This is a genomic window from Sphingopyxis sp. 550A, assembly GCF_053569535.1.
In genome coordinates, this window is record NZ_CM131615.1 from 1,406,288 (window position 1) to 1,431,022 (window position 24,735).

The following is a 24,735-nucleotide window of genomic DNA, read 5'->3' on the forward strand; positions in this document are numbered from 1 at the left end:
ATGGATTTCTGTCAATAAAACAATGCGATAGAATGGATTTTTCCAATCCTGTATAAGTATAACTGTCGGAGGGAAAGAGAACGTCCGCTGACATCGACACAAAACCGACAGGCAAGGAGTAAAGACGATGAACATTGGTGAAATGATCCGCAGCGATACCGGCATGGTTTCTGGCTATATCGCCGAAGCGGGGTTCGACTTCGAGAATGTCTATTTCGAGAAGGTGACTTCCGACAATCCGCGTGCGCCGCTGTTCAACCTGATGAGCAAGAGCCCGCGCGGTCGCGGGGTGCGGCTGGGTTCGATCTGGGAACGGGCATCGCGCGAGACCGGCGAAGTCTATTTCGGCGGCTACATCGACACGGCGCAGTCGGGTTATGTGCCCATCCGCCTGTTCCGGTCGCGGCAGGATACGAGCGTCTGGAATATCGTGCGCAAGACCGCGCAGCGGCGGCGCGAGGTGGACGGTATCGACCTGCCCGATGATATGGGCACCTCGGGCGATGACCACGGCTATTCCGATACCCTGAACTGATCCGATCCGGGGGAGCGGTTAGCCGCTTCCCCGACCCTTTCCCACAATTGCCAGAAGGAGCCTTCGCCATGACGAAGGAGACTGCGCGCCGCGCGCGCGGGAGCGATGCCGCGCGTTCGCATGAATCCCGTGCCAGCCTTTACGACGAGGTGACCGCCCGGATCGTCGGCGAACTGGAAGCGGGCCGCTTCCCGTGGGTGCAGCCTTGGGGCCATGGCGGCACCGTCAATCCCGGCTTGCCGCGCAATGCGCTTACCGCCCGCAATTATTCGGGTGTGAACGTGCTGATATTTTGGGGCGCGGTGATCGAACATGGCTGGCCCTCGCAAAGCTGGCTCACGTTCCGGCAGGCGCTCGAAGCCGGGGGCAATGTCCGCAAGGGCGAAAAGGGCGTGACCGTGGTTTATGCCGACCGCTTCACCCCCGAAGCGGAGAAGGAACGGGCGCGCCAGACCGGCGAGGACGCCAAGGCCATTCCTTTCCTCAAACGCTTTACCGTGTTCAATCTGGCGCAGTGCGAAGGCTTGCGACCCGGCCTTGCCGCCGATCCCGCGCCGCTGCCAACACGCGAAATCGTGCCCTTGGCCGAAGACGTCATTGCCGCATCGGGCGTGGATTTCCGCATCGGCGGGAACAAGGCGTTCTATGTGCCAAGCGCAGACTATGTGCAGGTGCCGCCACAACCGGCGTTCTTCGATCAGGTCAATTTCTACCGGACGGCGCTGCACGAACTCTGTCATGCCAGCGGCCATCATTCCCGGCTCGCTCGCAATCTTCTCAACCCGTTCGGCAGCAAGGATTACGCCCGCGAGGAACTGATTGCCGAAATGGGATCGGCCTTCCTGTGCGCGGCGCTCGGCATCGTGCCGACCGTGCGCCATGCCGATTATCTGGGCACGTGGCTCGCCGTGCTGCGCGAGGACAACCGCGCGATCTTTCGCGCAGCGAGCGCCGCTAGCAAGGCCGCCGACTGGCTTTTGACCCGCCACGGCGAGGCGAAAGCCGCCGCGCTGGCCGAAGGCGGGAGGCTGGCGGCATGATCCTGCTTCCTCCCGACCTGCGCGCCTTGCTGCGCGCCAACGACGAAGCTCGGCGCGTCGCCGCGCTGGTCGAAACCCGCGAACCCGATCCCGCGCCCGTGGTCAAATTCTTCAACCCGCTGGGCGCGGCGACATGGCTGGCAAGCGAGCTTTACGAGGATGGCGACACCTTGTTCGGGCTGGCCGATCTGGGCTTCGGTTGCCCCGAACTGGGCGTGTTCAGCCTCCATGAAATCGCTTCGGTTCGCTTGCCGTTCGGGCTGGGCATCGAGCGCGACCTGACCTTTGCGAGCGACACCCCGCTATCGGTTTGGGCCGATGCGGCCCGCGCCGCAGGTTCCATTTCCCAAGCCGAAACCCAGCTTTGCCGCCTTGCGGCGCACCCCATTCCGCACCCCGGCGACGACCGGGACGGATGACGCGGGCGGGCGTTTCCCGCCGATGAAAAGCCGGTCCGCCATCCCGGAAAGAGCGACGGACCGGCACCTTAGAAAGGTAGTGCCATGAGACTGGAATTCATCGAGCTTGGCAAGCTGTCGGTCAGCAAGGCCAACATGCGCTATGCCAAGAAGGCCCCGGACGTGTCCGACATTCTGCCGACCGTGCGCAAGCGCGGCGTTATCGTGCCGGTGCTGGTCCGCCCTAACTGCGCCGAAGGCGCGTTCGAGATCGTCGCGGGCGCACGGCGTTTCACCGCTGCCAGCATCGTCGCCGACGAGCGCCGCGCGGGCGGCCTCGACGTCGAGGCGATGCCCTGCGCGATCCTCGACGATGGCGACGATGCCGACGCCATCGAGGCTTCGCTGATCGAGAACACCGCCCGGCTCGACGCCGACGAGGTGACGCGCTGGGAAACCTTCACCCGGCTGGTTCGCGAAGGGCGCGGCATCGCCGACCTGTCGGCGACCTTCGGCCTCCCCGAACTCGCGGTGAAGCGCATCCTCGCGCTCGGCAACCTGATACCGCGCATCCGCACCCTCTACCGCGACGGCGAAATCGACGCGGCGACCGTCCGTCATCTGACCATGGCCAGCAAGAGCCAGCAGCGCGCCTGGCTGGCGCTCTACGATGATCCCGACGGCTATGTCCCGACCGGCCACCAGCTCAAGGCATGGCTGTTCGGCGGGCAGTCGATCCCGGTCAAACACGCCCTGTTCAATTGCGAGGGCATAGGCGGAATCGTCGCCGACCTGTTCGGCGAGGACCGCTATTTTGCCGATGTGGACAGCTTCTGGACCGCGCAGAATGCGGCCATCGAAGCGCGCCGCGAAGACTATCTCGAAGCGGGCTGGAGCGATGTTGTGATCGTGCCGCCGACCGAACATTTCTCGACCTGGGAATATCAGAAGGCCCCCAAGCGCAAGGGCGGGCGCGTCTATATCGACGTGCGCGGCAATGGCGAGGTGACCTTCCACGAAGGCTATGTGACCGGCAAGGAAGCCCGCCGCCTTGAACGCGGCGAGGCGCTGGACACGGGCCGCAAAGCGCCCCGGCCCGAAGTGACCGGCACGATGCAGACCTATCTTGACCTGCATCGCCATGCCGCCGTGCGCGCCGCGCTGACCGGCAAGCCCGGCATTGCGCTGCGCTTGATGGTCGCCCATGCCATCGCCGGTTCGCACCTGTGGACCGTCAAGCCCGAGCCGCAAACCACGCGCAACGATGGGATTCGCGAGAGCGTCGAGACGTGCCGGGCCGAAGCCGATTTCGACGTCAAGCGGCGGGAAGTTCTGGCGCTTCTGCACTTCTCACCCGAGGAACCGACCGTTCTTGGCGGGAATGGCGATGCCTATGGTTTGGTAGGCATCTTTCTCGCCTTGCTTCCCCTGTCCGATCATGCGGTGATGGACATCATTGCCGTGGTCATGGGCGAGAGCCTTGCGGCGGGCAGCGCTGCCGTCGAGGTGGTGGGGCAGGAAATCGGCGTCGATATGACCTGTTACTGGCAGGCCGACGATGCGTTCTTCGAGTTGATCCGCGACCGGGAAGTGTTGACCGCCCTTGTCGCCGAAGTGGCGGGAGCGACCGTCGCCACGGCCAATGCTGGCGAGAAATCGAAGACCCTGAAAACCATCGTGCGCAACCACCTTGCCGGGGCCGAGGGCCGCGCCAAGGTGGATGGCTGGGTGCCTCGCTGGATGGCGTTTCCGCCCGCCGCCTACACCCCGCGCAGCGGCGTTGGCACCGTGGACAAGGCCGGACTGGTGGCGGCGGCGCGGCAGGACATCGACACCGCCGAGCCGTCCGGGCCGGAGCCGAGCGGCCCCGCCGCGATGGCGCTGGCGGCGTGAATCCCGAGGGGATGGCGGCATGTCCGCCATCCCCGTTTCATGGAGGGTATCATGGCTTCCGAATGCCCCAGCTACCGCCTCGAACAGCAATATCCGCACCGCCAGAAGCATAGCACCATCTGGTCTGAATATGGCGTCTACCGTTCGTTCGAGCGCGCCCGCGCCAAGGCGGCATTGCTCGATAGGCCCTGCCGGATCACCGAATGCCGCGTCGTCTGGCGCTCGGTCGCGCTGCGCTAGCGCGCCGCTTCTCCCCAAATCCCGAAAGGAATTTCACCATGGCCGACCGCGTGTCCGCATCCATCACCATCGGCGGCAATCTGCCCGCCATCCTCCTGCCCGGTTTGCTCGCCGCCATCGAACGCGAGGGGCTTTCGACCGATTGGGACGGCGAACCCTTCGCCGCCGACCAGCTTCCCCATGCCGAACCGCTCGTGCTGATGGCGCACGAAGTGGCGTGGGGCTGTTTCACCGAACTCGAAGCGTTTTGCACCAAGCATGGCCTGCGCTTCGCGCGCTGGTCCGGGGCCTATGCCGGACAATGGAGCGCGGAACGCACGGTCTTCACTGGCGACGGCGAGCCGCAATCCTATGCCGCCGACGAAGACGATTATATCCTCATCGGGCGCTGCACGGTCGAGCGCCTGGGCAGCATGGCAGCGATCCGCGCGCATTTCGACGCGGCGGATTTTACCGTTCCGCCGCTGGTGATCGTCGCCCATGAACAGGAGGCGGCGCATGGCTGACATGTGGACACAGGGCAGTTTCGCCATTCGTTGCAGCGCCGCCGAGGCGGCACTGCTGACCGAGGCGATCAATGCCGCGCATGATATTTGCGCCGCACTTGATCGCGATCCACCGGGCGCGGATTTGTTGGCGGCGTTTCCGCCGAGCGATCCCGGCGATCCGTGGAGCGGCTTCATACAGGCATTTCCCGACCCGGTATTTCCCTGCGTCGGAGGCGATTTCTGGAGCGAAGCGCTGCCCGATGAGCCGGGATATTGCGCGGTATCCTTCGCCAGCATGGACGATTTCGATCCCGCCGCCGTGGCCATGCTGATCCAGCGATGTTGCGTCGAAACGCTGCGGGCGGGGCCGGTTGGCTTCGAGTGGGCGGCGACCTGCTCCAAGCCCCGGATAGGCGAATTTGGCGGCGGATGGTGCGCCGTCTTCGCCGACCGTATCGAGATCGAAACTACCGGCGAAGCGCTGTCGCAGGCGCTGGATGGCGGGATTTGACCTGAACCTTTCGCCCGCGCGCCAACGCCGTTCCGGCGTGGCGCGCGGGCGACGTTTGACGGCAAACGTCCGGCATGACAGCGTGCCTTATGGCTCCTGAAAATCATCCATCAGGCAAATGGTGGCGGCGCGGGACGCGCAGCCGCTACCACAGTTACTATCATCCAGCGACCAACCGGCAGGGCAGATTGCTGTTCTGCCTGATCGCCATGCTGGGTCTTGCGGCGCTCGGCTTCACCGCATTCCATATGCTGCGCCAGCACGCCCTGTCGCACGACGACCGCGTGCTGGGAACGATCGGCATCGCCTGCGTACTGCTGGGGGTTTGGCAGATACGCACATTGTCGCGATAGCCCGTTGGGGCCGCTACGATATGCCTGACCCGCGCTTGCCGATGACCTGCCGGGTCTTGCCGCACAGGCCGCAAACGTCTTGCGTCCAGCCAAATCCCCGCCGCACCGCCAGTTCGTTGAGCGCGATGCCCACCGAACTTTCGTCAACATCGGCGAGCCGCTCTGTCAGGCATCCTGAACAAGCGGGCGCGGGCGACAACCGCTCCACCAATCGCCGAATCTGATTGAGAATCACCGTCATCATTACCCCGCCGCCCCGCTCTAACGATTGCGGCGGGCCAGTGTAAACGCGCATCGCTGTGCAGATATTGCGCGCCCGAAACACCGGAATTCCGGTCAGGGGACACGAAAACGCGCCGGTCGATCTTCGAGCCTCTGCCAGTGCCGGTCGGACCGGCATGTTCCGACGCCAGACGCGGCCTCCCGCCGCCCTTTGGAACAGATACAGTCATGGCAGACGACACAGATCGCGCGAGCGCCGCACGACGCGGCAGTCCCTATCTCAACGCGCAGCAGGCAGCCCATTTCCTGCAGATGTCTGCGCGCACGCTCCAGCGTCTACGCGCCAAGGGCGAAGGACCAGTGGTGCGCCGCCATGCGCGCATGGTGCTCTATCATATCGACGATCTCCTGGCCTGGTCGCGCGCACGGGAAGACGCCCGGGCGAAGGGGGCAGAGTCGTGAGCGGCCAGCGCACGCGCGGCGGTGACCTGCCGCTTCTCGCATGGGGTGAAGACCTGCGCCGCCGCAAGGTAGAGCGTCGCCGATTGCGCCGCTGCGCGGCGCTGGTCGGCGGGGGTGTGGGCGCGGTCTTGCTGTCCATCGTCCTGCCGCCCATGCCGCTTCTTGTTTGGAACGCCAGCGCCAGCGCGCCAGTCGGGCTCTACGCGGTGAGCCACACCATGGGGCCGCATCGTGGCGATATGGTCATCGCGCGGGTGCCCTTGGCGGTGCGCGAACTGGCGGCATCGCGCCGCTACATTCCCGCCAATGTCCCCTTGGTGAAGCATGTCGGCGCGGTGCCGGGCGATACCGTTTGCGCTTTCGGCAACGTCATCACCATCGAGCGGGTGCCGGCCGCGGTGCGCTATGATTTTGATTGGCGCGGGCGGACCATGCCGCGTTGGTTCGGGTGCCGATTGCTTCGTCAGGGAGACGTGTTCCTGCTGTCGCCCGCCGCGCCCGGTTCGTTTGACGGGCGCTATTTCGGGGTTACTTCAAGCGCCGATGTCGTCGGTATCGCGAGGCCGCTATGGCTGCGCTGAAAGGCATTCTTGCGCTCGCCATGACCGTCGTTGGCGTCCGGGCGAGTGCTGTCGTGCGATCCGATGCCGTCTCGCAGTGGACGCCCTATATTGCCGAAGCATCGGCCCGTTTCGGCATCCCGGCGCCATGGATCGAGCGTGTCATGCGCGCGGAAAGCGGGGGGCATACCACGCTGAACGGACGTGCCATTCGCTCGCGTGTCGGCGCTATGGGGCTGATGCAGTTGATGCCCGCGACCTGGGCGGCGATGCGCGATACCTATCGCCTCGGTTCCAATCCCGACGATCCGCACGACAACATTATCGCGGGCACCGCCTATCTTCGGCTGATGGCGGATCGTTTCGGCTATCCCGGCCTGTTCGCCGCCTACAACGCCGGGCCGGGGCGCTATGCTGCTTATCTCGCCGGGAGATCGCACCTTCCCGGCGAAACCATCGCCTATATCGGCGGCATCACCGGCCATGCCCGGATGACCCCGGCGACCGTCGCCGCCAGCCCGCGCGAGCTGCTGTTCGTGCTGCGGCGCGACCTTGGCGACGCACCACGAACTGTTCCGGATAAGGCGCAGAACGACCCGATGTTTGCGATCAAACGGAGCGATCCGTGATGCCGTTGGACCGGGTTTTCGCGGCATTTGAGCAGCGTGAAGCCCCGGTTTCGTTGGCAGCTTTCTGCCCGGATTTTGCCCGACAGCGGCGGCGTGATCTGCGTGCTGCGGGCCTAGATATGGAGCCGGGAATGGCGAAATCAGGGGGAGGGGAGGTTGTGCAAGATAAAGGCAGTGCCTCTGGGGCACTGCTAATGCTCTGTCTGCACATCGTTTTTTCCGGAGGCTGTGCCTTGGAGACCGGAGGCGGGCGGTTCTGGGTGGATGGTGCTGCTGATTGGGCGCCCGGCCGGTGAGCAACGACGAGGAGTTCACGCCGAAGCTCGGCAAGCCTGGGTCGCGCGGCAAGGGCAAGGCCCGCAAATATGTCGGGACGGTGGTCGCGGCCTCGGCCCGTCTCGGTGGCGCGATGGGAAAGCGATCGGCGCGCTTCGACGGGTCTCGTATCGGGCGGGGCGCGAGCATGGGACGAGTGCTGTCGGGACGCGATCGGCTTGCCGGCTATCGCAGCCGGCGCGTCGTCACCAAGATGAGCTACCGGAAACTTGGCGCGAACGGACTTCAGGCCGCGCGCGTCCATCTACAATATCTCCAGCGTGGCGGCGTCGATCGGGATGGCGGGAAGGGGCAGCTCTATTCGGCGGGCGAGGATGGAGTGGATGGACGGGCGTTTCTCGAACGTAGCGTCGGTGACGAACGCCAGTTCCGCTTCATCGTCTCTGCCGAGGACGGCGATCAATATGCCGACCTCAAATCGCTGACCCGGCGGCTGATGGCGCAGATGGAGCAGGATCTGGGTACCCGGCTCGACTGGGTGGCGGTCGATCATCACGACACCGGCCATCCCCATACCCATATCGTGTTGCGCGGGCGCGATGATCGCGGCGGCAATCTCATCATTGCCCGCGAATATGTAAGTCACGGCCTGCGCCAGCGCGCGATCGACCTCGTCAATCTCGACCTGGGGCCGCGCACCACGCTCGAGATCGAGGAACGCTTGCGCCATGACATCGGCGCCGAGAGGGCGACGGCGATCGACCGCCGCATGATCCGCGAGATGGACGAGCATCGCGAGATCGGTCAGTCGATGCGTGATCCCTTTCAGCAGGCGCTTCGCATTGGCCGCCTGCGCAAGCTCGAGGAGATGGGCCTTGCCGAGGAGGTTGGCGGCGGCCGATGGCGGTTGGCCGATGGGCTGGAGGACACACTGCGCCGGGTCGGCGAACGCGGCGACGTGATCCGCACGATGCAACGCGAGATGACCGCCCGCAACCGCGCCGGCGTCGAGCAGCATGTGTTCGATCCCGCCGAAGGCTCTGCGATCGTCGGACGCGTGGTTGCGCGCGGGCTCTCCGACGAGCTCAATGATCGGCACTTTCTGCTGGTCGATGGCGTCGATGGCCGCAGTCATTATGTCGACATCGGACGCGGCGATGCGATCGGACCGACGCCTGAAGGGTCTATCGTGCGGATCGAGGCCGCCCGCGGCAGCGTGCGGGATGCCGATCGGACCGTCGCGGAAATCGCGGCCGCGAACGAGGGGCGATATTCGGTCGATCTGCACCTGCGCCATGACCCGTCGGCGAGCGAAGCCTTTGCCCAAACCCATGTGCGGCGACTGGAGGCAATCCGGCGGCTCACCGGCGGCGTCGAATGCCAGCCCGATGGAAGCTGGGAAATCGCCACCGATCATCTGGCCCGCATCGAAGCCTATGAGGCAAGGCTGGCGCGTGCCCGGCCGGTCACGGTCGAGATGCTTTCGACCATGCCGATCGACAAACTCATCGCAGCGGGTGCTGCAACCTGGCTCGATCGGCGGGTCGCGGGTGAGGATGCGATGCCGGTTCGCGATGCGGGATTTGGGCGCGAGGTCCGGCAGGCGGAAGGCCAGCGGCGGCAATGGTTGGTCGAGCAGGGGCTGGCCGAGGAACAGGATACCGGCATCCGGCTGCGCACCGATGCCCTTGCAGTCCTGCGACGGCGGGAACTGCTGCGGGTTGCGGGGCAGCTCTCCGACGAACTGGGCCTGGCGTTCGTGGAAACGAAGGCAGGCGGGCGGATCGAGGGCACGCTCAGGCGGCAGGTCGATATGCTTGGCGGACGTTATGCGCTGGTCGAGAAATCGCGCGAGTTTACGCTGGTGCCCTGGCGGCCGGCGCTGGAGCGGCAGATTGGCAAGCCCGTCGCCGGCATCATGCGCGGCGACGGTATGAGCTGGACATTCGGGCGAGGGAGGGGAGGACCGTCGATTTCGTGAGGGCTAGAATGGAATATTGTCGAGATCATCCCCTTGGGGCAAGACTTCCTGGATGCGCCGCCCTTGTATCTCAAACTCTTTGCCCGTGGTCCGTTCGAGAAATTCTCGCAGACGGCGATGACCTCGGTGCGTAAGATACGTCGCGTTGTGAAGCTGGTCGTTGCGATAGAATCCGTCGATGATGGCGGTTAGCTCCTTCTCCGAGAGCCTTTCGACGCCACCATTCAGTCGGTCGAATCGCGATCTTGCATCGCCCCAATCCGGCGCCGCCACGAAGGAGGTGACCAATGCAGCTTGCAGCCGTTCCCTCTGCCCAAGGGCTTTGGCGATCAGTGGGTAGAGTGCCACGGCTGCTTCGAGCGGTTTGTCCTTATTGCCGCGCAGCGCCTGCTCGTGGCCGATAAATCCCGGCGGGTCTTTCTTGCCGAGCTTGAGGCTTATGATCGGTTTATCGGCTCCAAGGGCATAACCCACCTCCTGCATGGTCCAGATGCTGTCCTGGAAATCGTCGGTCAGGAATAGGAGCATCACCTCCATCGTTTCCAGCCCGCGCATGATTTCCTTGCGCCATTCAGACATGGGCTGGATCGTGTCGTGGGCGACGAATGACGAAATGCCATAGGGTTCCAGCGCAGATGCAAGCTCATTCGCAGCGCCCTTGTGTGTGTCCCGATGGCTGATGAACAAGCGGACCATTCCCGGCTTCCAGAAGGGAAGTGTGTCAGGATTGGCGGGGTGCTTCTGCGAGAACGGTATCGCCGCCTGATATTTGGGATCGTTTTCATCGTTCAGTTCGAACTGAACGGCCCGGAAATATTCGTTGGGAATCTGCCGGGCGAGATCATTCAGGTCGGAGCAAATCCCTTCGGCCACTTTGTCCTGCTGTTTGATCCCAACCTTGGCCAGAACATGAAGTGGCAGGTAAAGGCGCGCATCATGACCATGTGTGCCACCATCATAGTTGTCGAAGTCCGTTTCTTCGATGACCCGCGCGCGGCAACTGGTGACGATTTCCATTTCAAGCGCGCGCTCTCGGGCGGCATATTCGGCGTGAAGGCGGAGGAGATAGCTTCCGATCCTTGTGGGCAAATAATGGCTCATAGGCTGCCCACACTCTGTTCGACCCAGCCTTGGCCTGGAATCCAGCGAAGCGACCTGGTCGCTTCATAGTCTGACAGCGCATTGAGCGTCGGGCCAAGGAATGTCCTGAGCCGACCGATCAGTTCGGGAAAGGGCGGCGGCTCCAGCGTCGGTGCGCTGCGATTAAGAAAGGCGCGCCATTGGACCAGCTTATCCGGTCGTTCTGCAAAGCCCGGCGTCAGACCGGCAGGCCAGTCGGTGGGAAACGGCCTTTCGCGCCCATCGAGCGTCAACCGCACCGCTTCGACCAGCATCTGCAAATCGAAGGGAAACGTCTCGGAGATCGCCCAAATGTCGTAGTGATCCTTGAGCCGCGACGTGGCGGCATCGAAACGAACCATCGCATCGAACTTTTCCGCGACGACGCTTTCGGGGGGATAGGCCCGGATATGGGCGGGCGGTAGATCGGGTATAAGGCACGGATAGTCGAGATCGAGCGGCGCGGGATGAACCGGATCGCCAAAGCCGATGTCGATCTGGATGGGTATGCGCGTGCTTTTGAGCCGGGCTTCGAGCCGGACATGCAGGCCGCGATAATCCTCATCCTCTCGCGTGCGTTCAACTCTGATGCTGTTGCCCACGAAAATCAGACCGTCCGTAGACGATGCCGCGTCCCTCTCGACACCGCAGATTTCCAGGAACGTCGCATGGGCTGCTTCGATATCGTCATCGCCGAATCCCAGAAGGTCGAGGTCGCCTGTCGCCCTGAAAGGCGCATCGGTCCATGCCGCGAACAGCATCGCGCCTTTTAGGATGAAGCGATTGCGCGCCGACGTTCTCGATAGGCGATACAGCAACCGCTCGATGCCATAACGGACGAGCAGACGCTGGAAATCCTGGCCCGAGGCGCGCGACTGGTCGAGCAGGCGCTGGCGTATCGAGGCCGCCACATCGCGTTTCTGCGGTGGCAGTGTCATGACAGGCTTTCGAGATAGGGGCGCATGACATTCTGCACCCGGCAGATGGCCGCGTAACGCCAGAGATCGGCATGAGTCGCCTTGCGCTGACGCAGACCGTCGCGCAGCGCTTCGATCGCCACGTCGAGCCCAACCCGGCTGCGGTATTTGAAGCAGTCGACGATGGTTTTTGCAGGATCGTAGATCGGCACCGTGACGCCTTCGATTTGGGCGGTCATGCGTCCCGCCTCAAAGGCTTCGCCCGATGCGCGCACGGCTTCGACGCGGAATGGAAGCGTCCGCGGGATCCGCGCCTTGTGATGGAAGCAGAGCCATATCGCATGCGGGAGCTGGGTAGTCAGTTCGTGAAATTGCAGGGCGGATAGCAGCGCGACGACGCCATGTGGCGCGAGACGTGCCGCCTCGGCCAGACTATGCATGGCGTTCACGTCGTCCGTATCGGCCATTTGATACAGCCCGCGCGCAAGACGAACGAGCTGCCCCTGTTCGCACAGGCGCTTGACGATTGACGGCGCGATACCTGCCTCACGGAAATCCCTGGCGCGGGCGATCCCGCGTGAACGGGCGAGAGCAATGGCGCGGTTTGAGAGGGGTTCGCCGACTTTCATTGGGTCAAATTGTGCAAAACGTCGGCATCTGTCAATAAGTGCCGACATTTTGCGCGCTCTGCCTTACCGTTCCTTGTATTGGGCGCATTGCACATCGATCACTGAGCATTGGACATTTGCGCTCCGGCTCCAACTCATTGTCCTCCCCTGACCATCTCTGGCGTCGTAACGACACTGCCGCCGTCGCAGCTCCAGCAACATTTTCGAGGCCAAGGCCCGCGGTGATTCCCTGTCGGCGGGCGGAGAGTCCGCATGACCCCCACCAAGCTTCTCATCGGCCAGATCCTCGTCGTCTTCGCTATCGTCCTCGCGGGCATCTGGTTCGCCACCCAATGGGCTGCATGGCGCCTGGCGTGGCAGCCGGAACTCGGCGCACCGTGGTTCATCATCTACCACTGGCCGGTCTATCGCCCATGGTCGATCTTCCCGTGGTGGTATCATTTCGATGCCTATGCGCCGCAAATCTTCGACCGTGCCGGTGCGATCGCGGGCGCCAGCGGCTTCGTCGGCTGCGGTGCGGCGATCTTCGGATCGCTGTGGCGCGCCCGCCAACGTCGGCAGGTCACTACTTACGGCTCCGCCCGTTGGGCCAGCGCGCGCGACATCACCCGCGCCGGCTTGCACGATGACGCAGGGGTGTTCCTGGGCAAGTCGGAAGGCGCGTATCTGCGTCATGACGGCCCGGAACATGTCATGGCCTTTGCGCCGACCCGTTCAGGCAAGGGCGTGGGCCTGGTCGTACCGACCCTGCTCGGCTGGACCGGCTCGGCGGTCATCCACGACATCAAGGGCGAGAACTGGCAACTGACCGCCGGATGGCGCCAGCGCTTCTCGCACTGCCTGCTGTTCAATCCGACCGACGCCGCGTCCGCCAAATACAACCCGCTGCTCGAGGTTCGGCGCGGCGAATACGAGGTCCGCGACGTCCAGAACATCGCTGACATCCTCGTCGATCCGGAAGGCGCGCTCGAACGCCGCAACCACTGGGAGAAAACCAGCCATTCGCTGCTCGTCGGCGCGATCCTCCATGTCCTCTACGCCGAGGAAGAGAAGACGCTCGCCCGCGTCGCCACCTTCCTGTCCGATCCGCAGCGGCCTTTCGTCGCGACGCTCAAGCGGATGATGACCACCAATCACCTGGGCACCAGGGACGCACCGAGAGTCCATCCGGTCGTGGCCTCGGCCGCGCGCGAAGTGCTCAACAAGAGCGAGAACGAGCGCTCGGGCGTGCTCTCGACCGCCATGTCGTTCCTCGGCCTCTATCGCGATCCGACCGTCGCTGAAGTTACCTCGCGCTGCGATTGGCGGATCGCCGACCTGCTCGACGCGAGGCAGCCGGTCTCGCTCTATCTGGTCGTGCCGCCGTCCGACATCAGCCGCACCAAGCCCCTGGTGCGTCTGATCCTCAACCAGATCGGCCGCAGGCTGACCGAGCAGCTTCACACCGAGGACGGCAAAGCCCGGCACACACTGCTGCTGATGCTCGACGAGTTTCCGGCGCTGGGGCGGCTCGACTTCTTCGAGACCAGCCTTGCCTTCATGGCGGGCTACGGCATCCGCGCCTTCCTGATCGCGCAAAGCCTCAACCAGATCGAGAAGGCCTACGGCGAGCACAATTCCATCCTCGACAACTGCCATGTCCGCGTCGCCTTCGCGACCAACGACGATCGCACCGCGAAGCGGATTTCCGACGCGCTCGGCACCGCGACCGAACAGCGCGCGATGCGCAACTACGCCGGGCACCGGCTCGCGCCCTGGCTCGCGCACGTCATGGTCAGCCGGCAGGAGACGGCGCGCGCATTGCTGACGCCGGGCGAGGTGATGCAGCTTCCGCCCAGCGACGAACTGGTGCTGGTCTCCGGGCATTCGCCGATCCGCGCGAAGAAGCTGCGCTACTACGAGGATCGTACCTTCACGGCCCGCCTCCTGCCACCACCGGCGACGGGGGACGGCCCCTATGCCGACCGACCGCCGCAGCGGCCGAACGACTGGGGCGGCCTCGCCTGCCTGCCGGATGCGCGCCTTGCGAGCAAAGACGGTGATGCCGAAGATGCCGATGCCAGTGACGAAGGCGGTTTGCAGCAGGAGCGCCACCCCGGCCTGCCGCAGGAACAGCCGATCGCGCCCGACGAGCCCGCGACGCCCGACCCGCTGGGGCTCGGCGAGGACGATGCCGATGGTTCCGCCGACGCGCGGATGATGGACCAGGCCCGCGCCGCCAGCGTCGCGCGCACGGCCTATGGCATCGATGCCGGCGTTTCGCCGTCGTCCGACCTGCTGCCGGGCTTCTGATCATGGCGCGTATCCGTCATCAGTTCATGCTCGATGCCAGGTTGAGCCAGCGGCTCGACGAGCTTGCCGCGCGGCCCGGTGCGACCAAGTCGGCGATCCTCGCCGATGCGGTCGACGCCTGGCTAAACCGGCGCGGCTCGAACGAACTCGACGATCGCTTCGGGCACCGGCTCGACCGGCTGACCACCACGCTCGGGCGCATCGAGCGCAACACGCATATCCTGATCGAGACGCTGGCGCTGTTCGTTCGCTATGAACTGGCGATCCACGCGCCGCTTGCCGACAATGACAACGCGGGCCGTGCCATCGCGCGCGAGCGCTTCGCCGCCTTCGTCGGGCAGGTCAGCCGCCAGATTGCTTCGGGCAAGCGCACGCTCGGGCAGGAGGACGAGCTGTGAGCGGCGCGCCTCCATCCGCCATCACGTCGGACACGCGCCGCCGCGCCATGCTCCGCACCGCAATGGGACCGGCGATCACCGCCGCGCTTGCCGATCCTCGGGTCATCGAAGTGATGGTCAACCCCGACGGCGCGTTGCGCGTCGACATATTGGGGGAGGGCCGCGTCGATACCGACGTCCGCCTCGATCCCGCACAAGTCGAACGCATCATCCGCCTGGTAGCGAGCCATGCGCGCAGCGAGGTGCATGGTGACAAGCCGATCGTCTCGGCGGAGCTGCCGCCGCATGGGGCAAGTGCGGGCGAACGGTTCGAAGGTGTCCTGCCGCCCGTGGCCTTGTTTCCCTGCTTCTCGATCCGCAAGCCGGCCGCGAAGGTCTACACGCTACTCGACTATGTGAACGACGGTATCATGTCGGCCGACGCTGCATTGCTGCTCAGCGGCGCGGTCGTCGACCGAAATAATATTCTGGTCGTCGGCGGCACCTCGTCGGGCAAGACCACACTTGCCAATGCGCTGCTCGCCGAGATGGCGCATCAGGGCGACCGGGTGATCCTCATCGAGGATACGCGTGAGCTGCAATGCGCCGCGCCCGACGTGGTGGCACTGCGCACGCGTTCTGGCAATGCGAGTGGGGCCGGCTCGGTCACCATGGCCGATCTTGTCCGCTCGACGCTGCGCCTGCGCCCCGACCGCATCATCGTCGGTGAGGTGCGCGGCCCCGAAGCGCTCGACATGCTGAAGGCCTGGAACACCGGCCATCCTGGCGGGATTGCCACGGTCCACGCCAACTCGGCGCTGTCGGCGCTCTACCGCATCGAACAGCTGGTGCAGGAAGCCGTTACAGCCGTGCCGCGCGCGCTGATCGCCGACGCCATCGACCTCATCGTGTTCATCGCCGGGCGCGGTCTCGCGCGGCGGATCGACACCATCGCCCGCGTTGCCGGGCTCGACCGGCACGGCAGCTACGCCCTCACCGACATCACCCCGAAACCCTAGCCCCAAGGAGAACGACCCATGCCTTCGCGTATCCTCAAGATTTTCGCCCGCCGCACCAGCCTGATTACGGCCGCGGTCGTCGGCCTCGCCATGACCTTTCCCACCAGCGCGGAGGCCGCTGGTTCGGGCATGCCGTGGGAGCAACCGCTCCAGCAGGTGCTCGAATCCGTGCAGGGGCCGGTCGCCAAGATCGTCGCGGTGATCATCATCATTACCACCGGCTTGACGCTCGCGTTCGGCGAGACGGCGGGCGGGTTTCGGCGGCTGATCCAGATTGTCTTCGGTCTGTCGATCGCCTTTGCCGCCTCCTCGTTCTTCCTGTCGTTCTTCTCGTTCGGCGGCGGAGCGCTGATCGCGTGAATATCGGCAGCCACAACACCGGCGGCCATATCGAGGGCTTCGAGGTTCCCATTCATGGGAGCCTCGGGGCGCCGATCCTGCTCGGCGGCGCACCGCGCGGGCTCGCCATCGTCAACGGCACGCTTGCCGCCGCCATCGGTCTCGGGCTGCAACAATGGATCGCCGGCATCGTCGTCTGGGCGGTGGGCCACAGCGTCGCCGTCTTTGCGGCCCGCCGCGATTCCGCCTTTGCGCCGGTCCTTGCCCGCCATCTTCGCCAGCGGAGCTATCTCACATGCTGAACTTGCGCGAATATCGCCATGTGGCCGATCGGCTTGCCGACCATCTCCCCTGGGCCGCTCTGGTCGCCGAAGGCGTCGTCCTCAACAAGGACGGCAGCTTCCAGCGCACTTTGGCGTTCCGTGGGCCTGATCTTGAATCCGCGACCGAGGCCGAGCTGGTTTCCGCCTGCGCGCGAGCCAACAATGTCCTGAAGCGCTTCGGCACCGGCTGGGCGCTGCATTTCGAAGCCGAACGGCGAGAGGCGCTGGGGTATCCGGCAAGCAGCTTTCCCGATCCGGTCACCTGGCTGGTCGATCGCGAGCGGCGCGGCCGGTTCGAAGCCGAAGGGGCGCACTACGAGAGCCGCTATCATCTGACCCTGACCTGGCTGCCCGCTGCCGATGGCGCGGACGCGGCGGGACGCTCGCTGGTCGATCGGCCCGATGCCGGCGCCGGTTCTCTTCGGGGACGCGACTGGCGCGGCGCATTGACCAATTTTATCGCCGAGACCGACAGGGCGCTCGATCTCTTCGCGGCGTTCATGCCGGAAGTGCGGGCGCTGACTTCGGCCGAGACGCTGACCTATCTGCATGGCACGATCTCCGCGCGCCGTCATCCGGTCGCGGTGCCCGAGACGCCGATCTACCTCGATGGACTCCTTGCCGATACGCCTCTGATCGGTGGGATCGAACCGATGCTGGGCGAGCGCCATCTGCGCACACTCACCGTCACGGGCTTTCCCAACATGAGCCGGCCGGGGATTCTCGACGCGCTTAACGAAGCAGATTTTCCCTATCGGTGGGCCACGCGCTTCATCGCGCTCGACAAGAGCGATGCGACCAGGCTGCTGACCAGGCTGCGCCGGCAGTGGTTCAACAAGAGGAAGTCGATCACCGCGCTGCTACGCGAAGTGATGTACAATCAGCCCGCGCAGCTTCTGGACTCCGACGCCGACAACAAGGTCGCCGATGCCGACATGGCGCTCCAGGCCCTCGGCGGTGATCATGTCGCCTTCGGCTACTTGACCACGACGATCACGGTGTCGGACGTGTCGCGACCCCAGGTCGAGGACAAGATCCGGGAGGTCGAGCGTATCGTCGGCGGCCTGGGGTTCACGACGATCCATGAAGGCGTCAACGCGGTCGAAGCCTGGCTGTCATCTTTGCCCGGGCACGCCTATGCCAATGTCCGCCAGCCCATCGTCCATACGCTGAACCTCGCGCATCTGATGCCGTTGTCCTCGGTCTGGGCGGGACCGGCAGGCAACGACCATCTTGACGGACCGCCGCTGCTGGTCGCGCAGACCGCCGGTTCGACGCCGTTCCGGCTTTCCACCCATGTCGGTGACGTCGGCCATATGATGGTGGTCGGCCCGACCGGCGCGGGTAAATCGGTGCTGCTGGCGATGATCGCCATGCAGTTCCGGCGTTATGCGGGCTCCCAGGTCTACATCTTCGACAAGGGCTTTTCCGCGCGCGCCGCCGTGCTGGCGATGGGCGGGGCGCATCATGCGCTAGGGCTGGGATCGGATGCCGGTGCTGCACTGGCGTTCCAGCCCTTGCGCCGCATCGACGATCCCGCCGAACGGAGCTGGGCCGCCGAATGGATCGCCGCGTTGCTCGATGCCGAGAAGGTCACGGTCACACCCGAGGTCAAGGATGCCGTCTGGTCGGCGTTGAACAGCCTTGCTTCGGCACCGCCGCAGGAGCGGACGATGACAGGCCTGACGCTGCTGTTGCAGTCCAATGCCCTGCGCGCCGCGATCCAGCCCTATACGCTCGATGGACCGCACGGGTCGCTGCTCGATGCCGCAGAGAGCGGATTCCGGTTCGCCGACGTGCAATGCTTCGAAACCGAGGTGCTGCTCGGCCAGGCGAGCGTCGTCGCGCCGGTCCTCACCTATCTGTTTCACCGGCTCGAAGAACGGTTCGATGGCCGGCCGACACTGCTGATTCTCGACGAGGCCTGGATATTCCTCGACCACCCGCTGTTCGCCGCGCGCATCCGTGAATGGCTGAAGACGCTCAGGAAGAAGAACGTCGCGGTGCTGTTCGCGACGCAGAGCCTCGCCGACATCGCCGACAGCAGCATCGCGCCGGCCATCATCGAGAGCTGCCCGCAGCGTATCCTGCTGCCGAACGATCGGGCGATCGAGCCGCAAGGCAGGGCGGCCTACGAACGGTTCGGGCTCAATGACCGCCAGATCGAGCTGGTCAGCCGGGCGACGCCCAAACGGCATTATTATCTGCAATCGGCGCGCGGCAACCGGCTGTTCGAGCTTGGTCTCGGGCCGATCGCGCTGGCGCTCGCCGGCGCCTCCGATCCCGCCAGCCAGAAGCGCATCGATGCGATCCTTGCGGAGCACGGGGTCGATGGCTTTGCCGCCCACTTTCTCGGATCCGCCGATCTCGCCTGGGCCACCGACCTGCTCGGTGCCTTTCCCACCCCCTGATCCCCCAAGCAGAAGGAACCATCCCGATGAAGTCCAGAATCCTTTCGACCGCGCTGTCGCTCGCCGCGACCGGCTCGCTGATCGCTGCCGCTGTCCTGCCGGCAACGCCGGCGCAGGCGATCATCGTCTATGATCCGTCGAACTACAGTCAGAACATCCTGACCGCAGCGCGCACGCTCACGCAGATCAACAACCAGATCCGCATGCTCCAGAACCAGGCGCAGAGCCTGATCAATCAGGCGAAGAACCTGACGACGATCACCTTCCCCGAATTGCAGGCATTGCAGCAGACCATCCAGCAGATCGACCAGCTGATGGGCCAGGCCCAGGGCATCCAGTTTCGTGTCGCCAATCTCGACCAGCAGTTCCGTTCGATGTTCCCGGCGAGCTTCAACCAGGCGCTGACCGGCAACGCCCAGGTCATCGCCGCACACAGCCGGCTCGATACCTCGATGGCGGCCTACAAGCAGACGATGACCGTGCAGGCGCAGGTGGTCGAGAACATCGCCGCCGACCAGGCGGCATTGAACGGGATCGTGCAGCGCAGCCAGAGCGCCGAAGGCGCGTTGCAGGTCACCCAGGCCACCAACCAGCTTCTGGCTCTCGTCGCCAAGCAGCAGTTCCAGATCCAGAACCTGATGGCGGCACAATTCCGGGCCGATGCCATGGAGCGCGCCAACCGCATCCAGCAGCAGACCGACGCACAGGGCGCGGCCGCCAAGTTCCTCGGTTCCGGCACCGCCTACACCCCCCAGTAGGCGGACGCCGATGAGGCGACGTAAAGCCAAGTGCCGTCGCCGTTCCTGCCGCGGGGCTCGTTTGCCCCCATGCCTCCCGGACGGGTCCCGCGGCCTTTTGGTTTCTCCTGAAAGATCGAAACGACCATGCGTATCGCTTATGCCGACCCGCCCTATATCGCCTGTGCGCATCGCTATAGCGACCAGCCGGACTATGCCGGCGAGGTCGACCATGCCGCGCTGATCGAACGCCTCGAAACCGACTTTGACGGCTGGGTGCTTCATGCCGCGGCGACGCCGCACAGCATGGCGGTGCTGGCGCCGATCGTCAGCGCCACCGGCGCGAGATGGATGGTCTGGGTCAAGGGCTTCGCGGCGTTCAAGCGCAACGTCAGCGTCGCTTATGCATGGGAACCCGTGATCGTGAAGGCGGCGCGCAAGCCGGTCGTCTCGAAGCGGCTCGTGCTGCGCGACTGGATCGAGCATGGCATCACGCAGCGCCGGGGTCTGGTTGGCGCGAAGCCCGAGGCCGTCTGCCACTGGGCGTTCGAACTGGCCGGCGCTCGGCCCGATGACGAGTTGATCGATCTCTTCCCCGGCACCGGCGCGGTGAGCCGCGCCTGGGCGACATGGCAAGGCAAGTTCGCGCTGCCCGAAGCGGAGGAGGGCCGCCGCCATGGGTGACCTCAACGTCATCGACCAGTTCATGCAGGCGTTCATCCGCTACATCGATAGCGGGTTCGGCCTGCTGGGCGGCGACGTCAGCTTCCTCTCGCGCACGCTGATCGCGCTCGACATCACGCTCGCTGGTCTGTTCTGGGCGCTGGGCGGCGAGGACAATGTGCTCGGCCGGCTGATCAAGAAGATCCTCTATATCGGCGCCTTCGCGTTCATCCTGAACAGCTTCTCGACGCTCTCGGACATCATCTTCCGTTCGTTCGCGCAGGCCGGGCTTACGGCGGGCGGCGGCACGATCACGGCGGCTGATCTGCTCAAGCCCGGCAAGCTCGCGGGCACGGGTTTCACCGCCGCATGGCCGCTGCTGCAACAGGTGAACCAGTATCTCGGGTTCACGACCTTCTTCGACAACTTCCTGACCATCGTCGTGCTGCTGGTTGCCTGGGTCATCGTCATCCTCGCCTTCTTCATCCTCGCGGTGCAGATGTTCGTGACGATCCTCGAGTTCAAGCTGACGAGCCTCGCCGGCTTCGTCCTCGTGCCGTTCGCGCTGTGGAACCGGACCAGCTTCCTTGCCGAGCGCGTGCTCGGCAACGTCGTCTCCTCGGGCATCAAGGTCATGGTGCTCGCGGTCATCGTCGGCATCGGCTCGAACTACTTCACGCAGTTCACGACCGCGCTGCAAGGGCAGGAGCCCGACATCGGCCAGGCCATGAGCCTGGTGCTCGCCAGCCTTGCTCTGTTCGGCCTTGGCATTTTCGGTCCCGGCATCGCCTCCGGCCTGGTCGCCGGCGCACCGCAGCTTGGCGCGGGCGCGGCGCTAGGCTCCGTGCTCGGTGCTGGCGGCATCATGTATCTGGGCGGCGCTGGCGCGCTCGGTGCGGGACGCGGCCTTGCCGCCGCCGGTCTCGGCGCGGTACGCGCCGGCACCGCGATGGGGTCGGCGGCCTCGACCGCCTATACACTCGGCCAGGAAGCGGCGGGTTCGTCGAGCGTCGGCGCCGGAATGAGCGGCGTGGCGCAGGCTGCGGGAAGTGCCGCGAAATCGCGCATGTCCTCAGCGCTCGGAATTGGCGAAGCAGCCGAGTCCGGGAGACAAGCCGCGTTCAACGCCATGACCGGCCGCGCGGCTGCCGCAGGCGCCGCTGGCGAAACAGGCAGCGAGGCTTCCGCCATGCCCGGTTGGGCGCGTGCGATGAAGGCGCAGCAAACCACCCGTCATCACGGCCAGGCCGCGATCCACACGATCAATCAGGGCGACCGTGGCGGCCACGGCGCCACGCCCGACATCAAGGAAAGGGACGACTGATGCTCTTCAAGCGAGCGGTGCAACGCTATGGGCGAACGCCCGAACCCGAAACACCCTATCAACGCGCCGGCCAGCTTTGGGACGAGCGCATCGGTTCGGCCCGCGTGCAGGCGCGCAACTGGCGGCTGATCGCGTTCGGCTGCCTCGGGCTGACCGCGGCATTGTCGGGCGGTCTGCTCTGGCAATCCTTGCAAAGCCGGGTCGTGCCGTATGTGGTCGAGGTCGATCGGCTCGGCGAAGCGCGGGCGGTCGAGCCCGCCGAGAAGAATTACCAGCCCACCGATCCACAGGTCGCCTGGTTCCTCTCGCGGTTCATCATCGACGTGCGCGGACGATCGCTCGATCCGGTACTGATGCGGGCCGACTGGCTCTCCGCCTACGACTTCACCACCAGGCGGGGCGCTCTGTTTCTCGGCGAATATGCGCGAACCGCCGATCCATTCGCGCAGGTCGGCGAGCGTACCGTGTCGGTGCAGGTCACCAGCGTCGTGCGGGCGTCCGACAAATCGTTTCAGGTGAAGTGGGTCGAGACGGCTTACGAGCGAGGGAGCCAGACGGGCGCGTCGCACTGGACCGCGATCCTGACCGTCGTGATGGCGCCGCCATCGAGCGCCGACACGCTGCGCAAGAATCCGCTCGGCGTCTACATCGATGCGATCGACTGGAGCCGCGAGCTGGAAACGCCGGCGGCGCTTCCAGCCGCATCGCCGGTGGCATCAGCGACCGCCAGCACGCCGACGCCGACGAACATCCCGGCAGGCTCGCCGCTCGATCCTCACCTCGCCGACCCGACCCCCAACCCGGAGACCCGCCCATGAAGTCCGCATTCTTTGCGGCGACGGCGCTTGCTGCTGCCGTGCCCGCCTTCGCGCAAACCGTTCCGAACGCTCCGGTGTCGTCCACCGCACCGGGAGCGCCGTCGGCTGTCATCACGATGCCGCCCGCCGCATCGGTCGTTTCTCCGCCACCCGTGGTTGCCGTGTCGGCGCCGCGACACCGCCACGTATCGCCTTCGCCGGCCGAACTGCGTGTCCGCGCCGCCAATCGCAAGGCGACACTCGAGCCGGCGACCGGCGGCTATCTCAATGCCGCGCAGGTCTATCCGTACAGTGACGGCGTGATCTATCATGTGCTGACCGCGCCGGGTCAGGTCACCGACATCGCCTTGCAGGCTGGCGAGATGCTGGGCGCTGTGGCCGCTGGCGACACCGTGCGCTGGGTTGTCGGCGACACGACGAGCGGCAGTGGCGATACCCGGCGCACCCATGTCCTCGTGAAGCCGTTCACTTCGGGGCTTGCCACCAACGTCGTCATCACCACCGACCGGCGCACCTATCATCTGGCGCTCAGCAGCACCGAACATACCGCTATGGCGGCGCTATCCTGGACCTATCCGGCCGACCAGCTCATCGCGCTCAAGGCGGCGGCCCAGCAGGCGAGGGCCGCCGCGCCTGTCGCCTCGGGTCTCGCGGTTGACCGACTTCATTTTGATTATGTGATCACCGGCGATGAGCCGGCCTGGCGGCCGCTACGCGCGTTCGATGACGGGCGGCAGACGTTCATCGAGTTCCCGGCGGACCTGGCGGTAGGCGAGGCGCCGCCGTTGTTCCTGGTCGATGGCAACGGCACGGCCAGCCTCGTCAATTACCGGGTGCAGGGCCGCTACTATATCGTCGATCGGCTGTTCGACGTCGCCGAACTGCGGCTCGGGCTCAAGCATCAGGATGTGGTGCGGATCAGCCGCGCGGGCGCTGCCGCCAAGCACCGGAGGGGCGCATGAGCGCGGTTGCCGAGAACGGAGCCGCCCCGGCCCAGTCCGCCAAGCTCGATCCGGAAAGTCTGGCGATCCGCACCCGGCCGCCGCGCGCGATCCGGTTCAAGCGCGGCGTGATCATCGGCATCGCCGCGCTTGGTTCGGTGAGCCTGGTCGCGGTCACATGGATGGCGCTCAAGCCGCGGTTGTTTCAGGCGGTCAACACGCAGGAAGAACTGTCGCAGCCCAATGCGCGGCCGACCGACGCTTTGAACGGCGCACCGGCGACCTATGGCGACGTGCCCAGGCTCGGGCCGCCGTTGCCCGGCGATCTCGGCAAACCGATCCTCGATCATCAGCAGGCGATGACCATCCCGGTCAATCCGATCAATCCGGCCGATCAGCAGCTCCAGCAGGCACAAGCCGCCGAGCGCGAGCGTCAGCTCGCCGAACTCAAGGCCGCGCGGGAATCCGGGGTGCTGGTGCAGGGGCGGCAGGGCAGCGTCGGCGGCGAGGCTTCAGCAATCCCATCGGCGGCAGCGAGCGCGGATAGCGCCGCTGCCCCCAAGCTGGCGCTCGATCCCGCCAACGATCCCAACGCGCAGGGGCGTAAGGAAGCCTTTGTCGGCACGCTCGATCCGCGCGGGGACGTGAATCCACATCTGCTCGCTGCGGCGCCATCACCCTATACGCTGTCCGCAGGAAGTGTGATCTCGGCGAGTCTCATCACCGGGCTGCGCTCCGATCTTCCCGGCCTCGTCACCGCGCAGGTCACCGAAAACACCTATGACAGCGCGACCGGGCGTATTCTGCTGATCCCGCAGGGCGCGCGGCTGATCGGCAGCTATGACAGCGTGGTGGCGTTCGGGCAGAGCCGCGCGCTCATCGTCTGGCAGCGGATCATCATGCCCGACGGTTCTTCGCTGCGGATCGACAACGTGCCCGCCACCGATCCCTCCGGCTATGCCGGGCTGGCCGACAAAGTGGATTTTCATACGTGGCAATTGCTCAAGGGCATTGGGCTCTCGACCCTGCTCGGGGTCAGCTCGCAGCTCGCGTTGTCCGGTCAGAGCGACCTTGTCCAGGCCATGCGGACATCGACGCAGGACAGCGTTGCGCGGGCCGGCGATCAGATTACCCAGCGAAACCTCGGTATCCAGCCGACGATCACCATCCGGCCCGGCGCGCCGGTCAGGCTGGTCGTCCACAAGGATCTGGTGCTCGCCCCGGTCGGGGGCCGCTGA

General features: G+C 65.3%; 28 protein-coding genes. 24 read left to right on the forward strand and 4 right to left on the reverse strand.

Translation table 11 applies throughout. The features are described from left to right. The first annotated feature begins 127 nt into the window (after positions 1 to 127). The 8 genes from ACVENA_RS06745 (at position 128) to ACVENA_RS06780 (ending at position 5,458) form a co-directional block, all read left to right on the forward strand. Complete coding sequence (locus ACVENA_RS06745) at positions 128 to 535, forward strand: DUF736 family protein (RefSeq protein ID WP_449328138.1); 408 nt, start codon at positions 128 to 130, stop codon at positions 533 to 535. A 68-nt stretch (positions 536 to 603) separates the two neighbouring features. Continuing rightward, positions 604 to 1,575 carry an ArdC family protein gene (locus ACVENA_RS06750; RefSeq protein ID WP_449328139.1) on the forward strand — a complete coding sequence of 324 codons (972 nt, stop codon included), beginning with the start codon at positions 604 to 606 and terminating at the stop codon, positions 1,573 to 1,575. Further along, positions 1,572 to 1,994 (forward strand): DUF2958 domain-containing protein, encoded by a 423-nt coding sequence (locus ACVENA_RS06755; RefSeq protein WP_449328140.1) that lies wholly within the window; start codon positions 1,572 to 1,574, stop codon positions 1,992 to 1,994. The genes ACVENA_RS06750 and ACVENA_RS06755 overlap by 4 nt, the downstream gene beginning before the upstream one ends. Positions 1,995 to 2,078: 84 nt before the next feature. Further along, positions 2,079 to 3,866 (forward strand): ParB/RepB/Spo0J family partition protein, encoded by a 1,788-nt coding sequence (locus ACVENA_RS06760; protein WP_449328141.1) that lies wholly within the window; start codon positions 2,079 to 2,081, stop codon positions 3,864 to 3,866. A 51-nt stretch (positions 3,867 to 3,917) separates the two neighbouring features. Continuing rightward, on the forward strand, positions 3,918 to 4,106 hold the full coding sequence (locus tag ACVENA_RS06765; RefSeq protein ID WP_449328142.1) for a hypothetical protein: 189 nt from the start codon (positions 3,918 to 3,920) through the stop codon (positions 4,104 to 4,106). A gap of 38 nt (positions 4,107 to 4,144) precedes the next feature. Then, positions 4,145 to 4,612: a hypothetical protein gene (locus ACVENA_RS06770; protein ID WP_449328143.1), complete on the forward strand. Its 468-nt coding sequence runs from the start codon at positions 4,145 to 4,147 to the stop codon at positions 4,610 to 4,612. Further along, a complete protein-coding gene (locus tag ACVENA_RS06775) occupies positions 4,605 to 5,105 on the forward strand; it encodes a hypothetical protein (RefSeq protein WP_449328144.1) in 501 nt (166 codons plus the stop codon). The genes ACVENA_RS06770 and ACVENA_RS06775 overlap by 8 nt, the downstream gene beginning before the upstream one ends. Before the next feature lie 89 nt (positions 5,106 to 5,194). Further along, positions 5,195 to 5,458: a hypothetical protein gene (locus ACVENA_RS06780; RefSeq protein WP_449328145.1), complete on the forward strand. Its 264-nt coding sequence runs from the start codon at positions 5,195 to 5,197 to the stop codon at positions 5,456 to 5,458. A 13-nt stretch (positions 5,459 to 5,471) separates the two neighbouring features. Here ACVENA_RS06780 and ACVENA_RS06785 read toward each other — a convergent pair whose 3' ends face one another. After that, entirely contained in the window at positions 5,472 to 5,702 is a 231-nt protein-coding gene (locus ACVENA_RS06785) for a hypothetical protein (RefSeq protein ID WP_449328146.1), read from the reverse strand. A 206-nt stretch (positions 5,703 to 5,908) separates the two neighbouring features. Between ACVENA_RS06785 and ACVENA_RS06790 the strand changes: the two genes are divergently transcribed. The 4 genes from ACVENA_RS06790 to rlxS all read left to right on the forward strand — a co-directional run bounded on the left by ACVENA_RS06790 (position 5,909) and on the right by rlxS (position 9,588). Next, the gene (locus ACVENA_RS06790) at positions 5,909 to 6,142 is read left to right on the forward strand and encodes a helix-turn-helix domain-containing protein (protein WP_449328147.1); all 234 of its coding nucleotides are present in this window, start codon (positions 5,909 to 5,911) and stop codon (positions 6,140 to 6,142) included. Then, entirely contained in the window at positions 6,139 to 6,723 is a 585-nt protein-coding gene (locus tag ACVENA_RS06795) for a S26 family signal peptidase (RefSeq protein ID WP_449328148.1), read from the forward strand. Before ACVENA_RS06790 ends, ACVENA_RS06795 begins: the two co-directional genes overlap by 4 nt. Continuing rightward, positions 6,711 to 7,331, forward strand: a complete 621-nt coding sequence (locus tag ACVENA_RS06800; protein ID WP_449328149.1) for a lytic transglycosylase domain-containing protein — start codon at positions 6,711 to 6,713, stop codon at positions 7,329 to 7,331. The genes ACVENA_RS06795 and ACVENA_RS06800 overlap by 13 nt, the downstream gene beginning before the upstream one ends. Positions 7,332 to 7,623: 292 nt before the next feature. Further along, entirely contained in the window at positions 7,624 to 9,588 is a 1,965-nt protein-coding gene (gene rlxS, locus ACVENA_RS06805) for a relaxase/mobilization nuclease RlxS (protein ID WP_449328150.1), read from the forward strand. A 3-nt stretch (positions 9,589 to 9,591) separates the two neighbouring features. Here rlxS and ACVENA_RS06810 read toward each other — a convergent pair whose 3' ends face one another. From ACVENA_RS06810 to ACVENA_RS06820, 3 genes are all read right to left on the reverse strand, one after another. Then, positions 9,592 to 10,605 (reverse strand): toll/interleukin-1 receptor domain-containing protein, encoded by a 1,014-nt coding sequence (locus tag ACVENA_RS06810; protein WP_449328151.1) that lies wholly within the window; start codon positions 10,603 to 10,605, stop codon positions 9,592 to 9,594. 80 nt (positions 10,606 to 10,685) lie between these two features. Then, positions 10,686 to 11,525 (reverse strand): nucleotidyl transferase AbiEii/AbiGii toxin family protein, encoded by an 840-nt coding sequence (locus tag ACVENA_RS06815; protein WP_449328152.1) that lies wholly within the window; start codon positions 11,523 to 11,525, stop codon positions 10,686 to 10,688. A 116-nt stretch (positions 11,526 to 11,641) separates the two neighbouring features. Next, entirely contained in the window at positions 11,642 to 12,253 is a 612-nt protein-coding gene (locus tag ACVENA_RS06820) for a type IV toxin-antitoxin system AbiEi family antitoxin domain-containing protein (RefSeq protein WP_449328153.1), read from the reverse strand. A 252-nt stretch (positions 12,254 to 12,505) separates the two neighbouring features. Here ACVENA_RS06820 and ACVENA_RS06825 point away from each other — a divergent pair, with 252 nt between their 5' ends. The 12 genes from ACVENA_RS06825 (at position 12,506) to ACVENA_RS06880 (ending at position 24,735) form a co-directional block, all read left to right on the forward strand. Then, positions 12,506 to 14,545, forward strand: a complete 2,040-nt coding sequence (locus ACVENA_RS06825) for a conjugal transfer protein TraG (protein ID WP_449328154.1) — start codon at positions 12,506 to 12,508, stop codon at positions 14,543 to 14,545. A gap of 2 nt (positions 14,546 to 14,547) precedes the next feature. Then, positions 14,548 to 14,943, forward strand: coding sequence for a CopG family transcriptional regulator (locus ACVENA_RS06830; protein WP_449328155.1), 396 nt, complete (start codon positions 14,548 to 14,550; stop codon positions 14,941 to 14,943). 47 nt (positions 14,944 to 14,990) lie between these two features. Further along, positions 14,991 to 15,941 (forward strand): P-type conjugative transfer ATPase TrbB, encoded by a 951-nt coding sequence (gene trbB, locus ACVENA_RS06835; protein WP_449328904.1) that lies wholly within the window; start codon positions 14,991 to 14,993, stop codon positions 15,939 to 15,941. A gap of 18 nt (positions 15,942 to 15,959) precedes the next feature. Beyond that, entirely contained in the window at positions 15,960 to 16,301 is a 342-nt protein-coding gene (locus tag ACVENA_RS06840) for a TrbC/VirB2 family protein (RefSeq protein ID WP_449328156.1), read from the forward strand. After that, positions 16,298 to 16,582 (forward strand): VirB3 family type IV secretion system protein, encoded by a 285-nt coding sequence (locus tag ACVENA_RS06845; RefSeq protein WP_449328157.1) that lies wholly within the window; start codon positions 16,298 to 16,300, stop codon positions 16,580 to 16,582. The genes ACVENA_RS06840 and ACVENA_RS06845 overlap by 4 nt, the downstream gene beginning before the upstream one ends. Beyond that, a complete protein-coding gene (gene trbE, locus ACVENA_RS06850) occupies positions 16,576 to 19,014 on the forward strand; it encodes a conjugal transfer protein TrbE (RefSeq protein WP_449328158.1) in 2,439 nt (812 codons plus the stop codon). Before ACVENA_RS06845 ends, trbE begins: the two co-directional genes overlap by 7 nt. Before the next feature lie 26 nt (positions 19,015 to 19,040). Continuing rightward, positions 19,041 to 19,772, forward strand: a complete 732-nt coding sequence (gene trbJ / locus ACVENA_RS06855; RefSeq protein ID WP_449328159.1) for a P-type conjugative transfer protein TrbJ — start codon at positions 19,041 to 19,043, stop codon at positions 19,770 to 19,772. Positions 19,773 to 19,898: 126 nt separating this feature from the next. Then, on the forward strand, positions 19,899 to 20,435 hold the full coding sequence (locus ACVENA_RS06860; protein ID WP_449328160.1) for a hypothetical protein: 537 nt from the start codon (positions 19,899 to 19,901) through the stop codon (positions 20,433 to 20,435). Further along, positions 20,428 to 21,738 (forward strand): P-type conjugative transfer protein TrbL, encoded by a 1,311-nt coding sequence (gene trbL, locus ACVENA_RS06865; protein ID WP_449328161.1) that lies wholly within the window; start codon positions 20,428 to 20,430, stop codon positions 21,736 to 21,738. The genes ACVENA_RS06860 and trbL overlap by 8 nt, the downstream gene beginning before the upstream one ends. Then, positions 21,738 to 22,556 (forward strand): conjugal transfer protein TrbF, encoded by an 819-nt coding sequence (trbF, locus tag ACVENA_RS06870; RefSeq protein WP_449328162.1) that lies wholly within the window; start codon positions 21,738 to 21,740, stop codon positions 22,554 to 22,556. Before trbL ends, trbF begins: the two co-directional genes overlap by 1 nt. Beyond that, positions 22,553 to 23,518, forward strand: a complete 966-nt coding sequence (gene trbG / locus ACVENA_RS06875) for a P-type conjugative transfer protein TrbG (protein ID WP_449328163.1) — start codon at positions 22,553 to 22,555, stop codon at positions 23,516 to 23,518. Before trbF ends, trbG begins: the two co-directional genes overlap by 4 nt. Beyond that, on the forward strand, positions 23,515 to 24,735 hold the full coding sequence (locus ACVENA_RS06880; protein ID WP_449328164.1) for a TrbI/VirB10 family protein: 1,221 nt from the start codon (positions 23,515 to 23,517) through the stop codon (positions 24,733 to 24,735). Before trbG ends, ACVENA_RS06880 begins: the two co-directional genes overlap by 4 nt.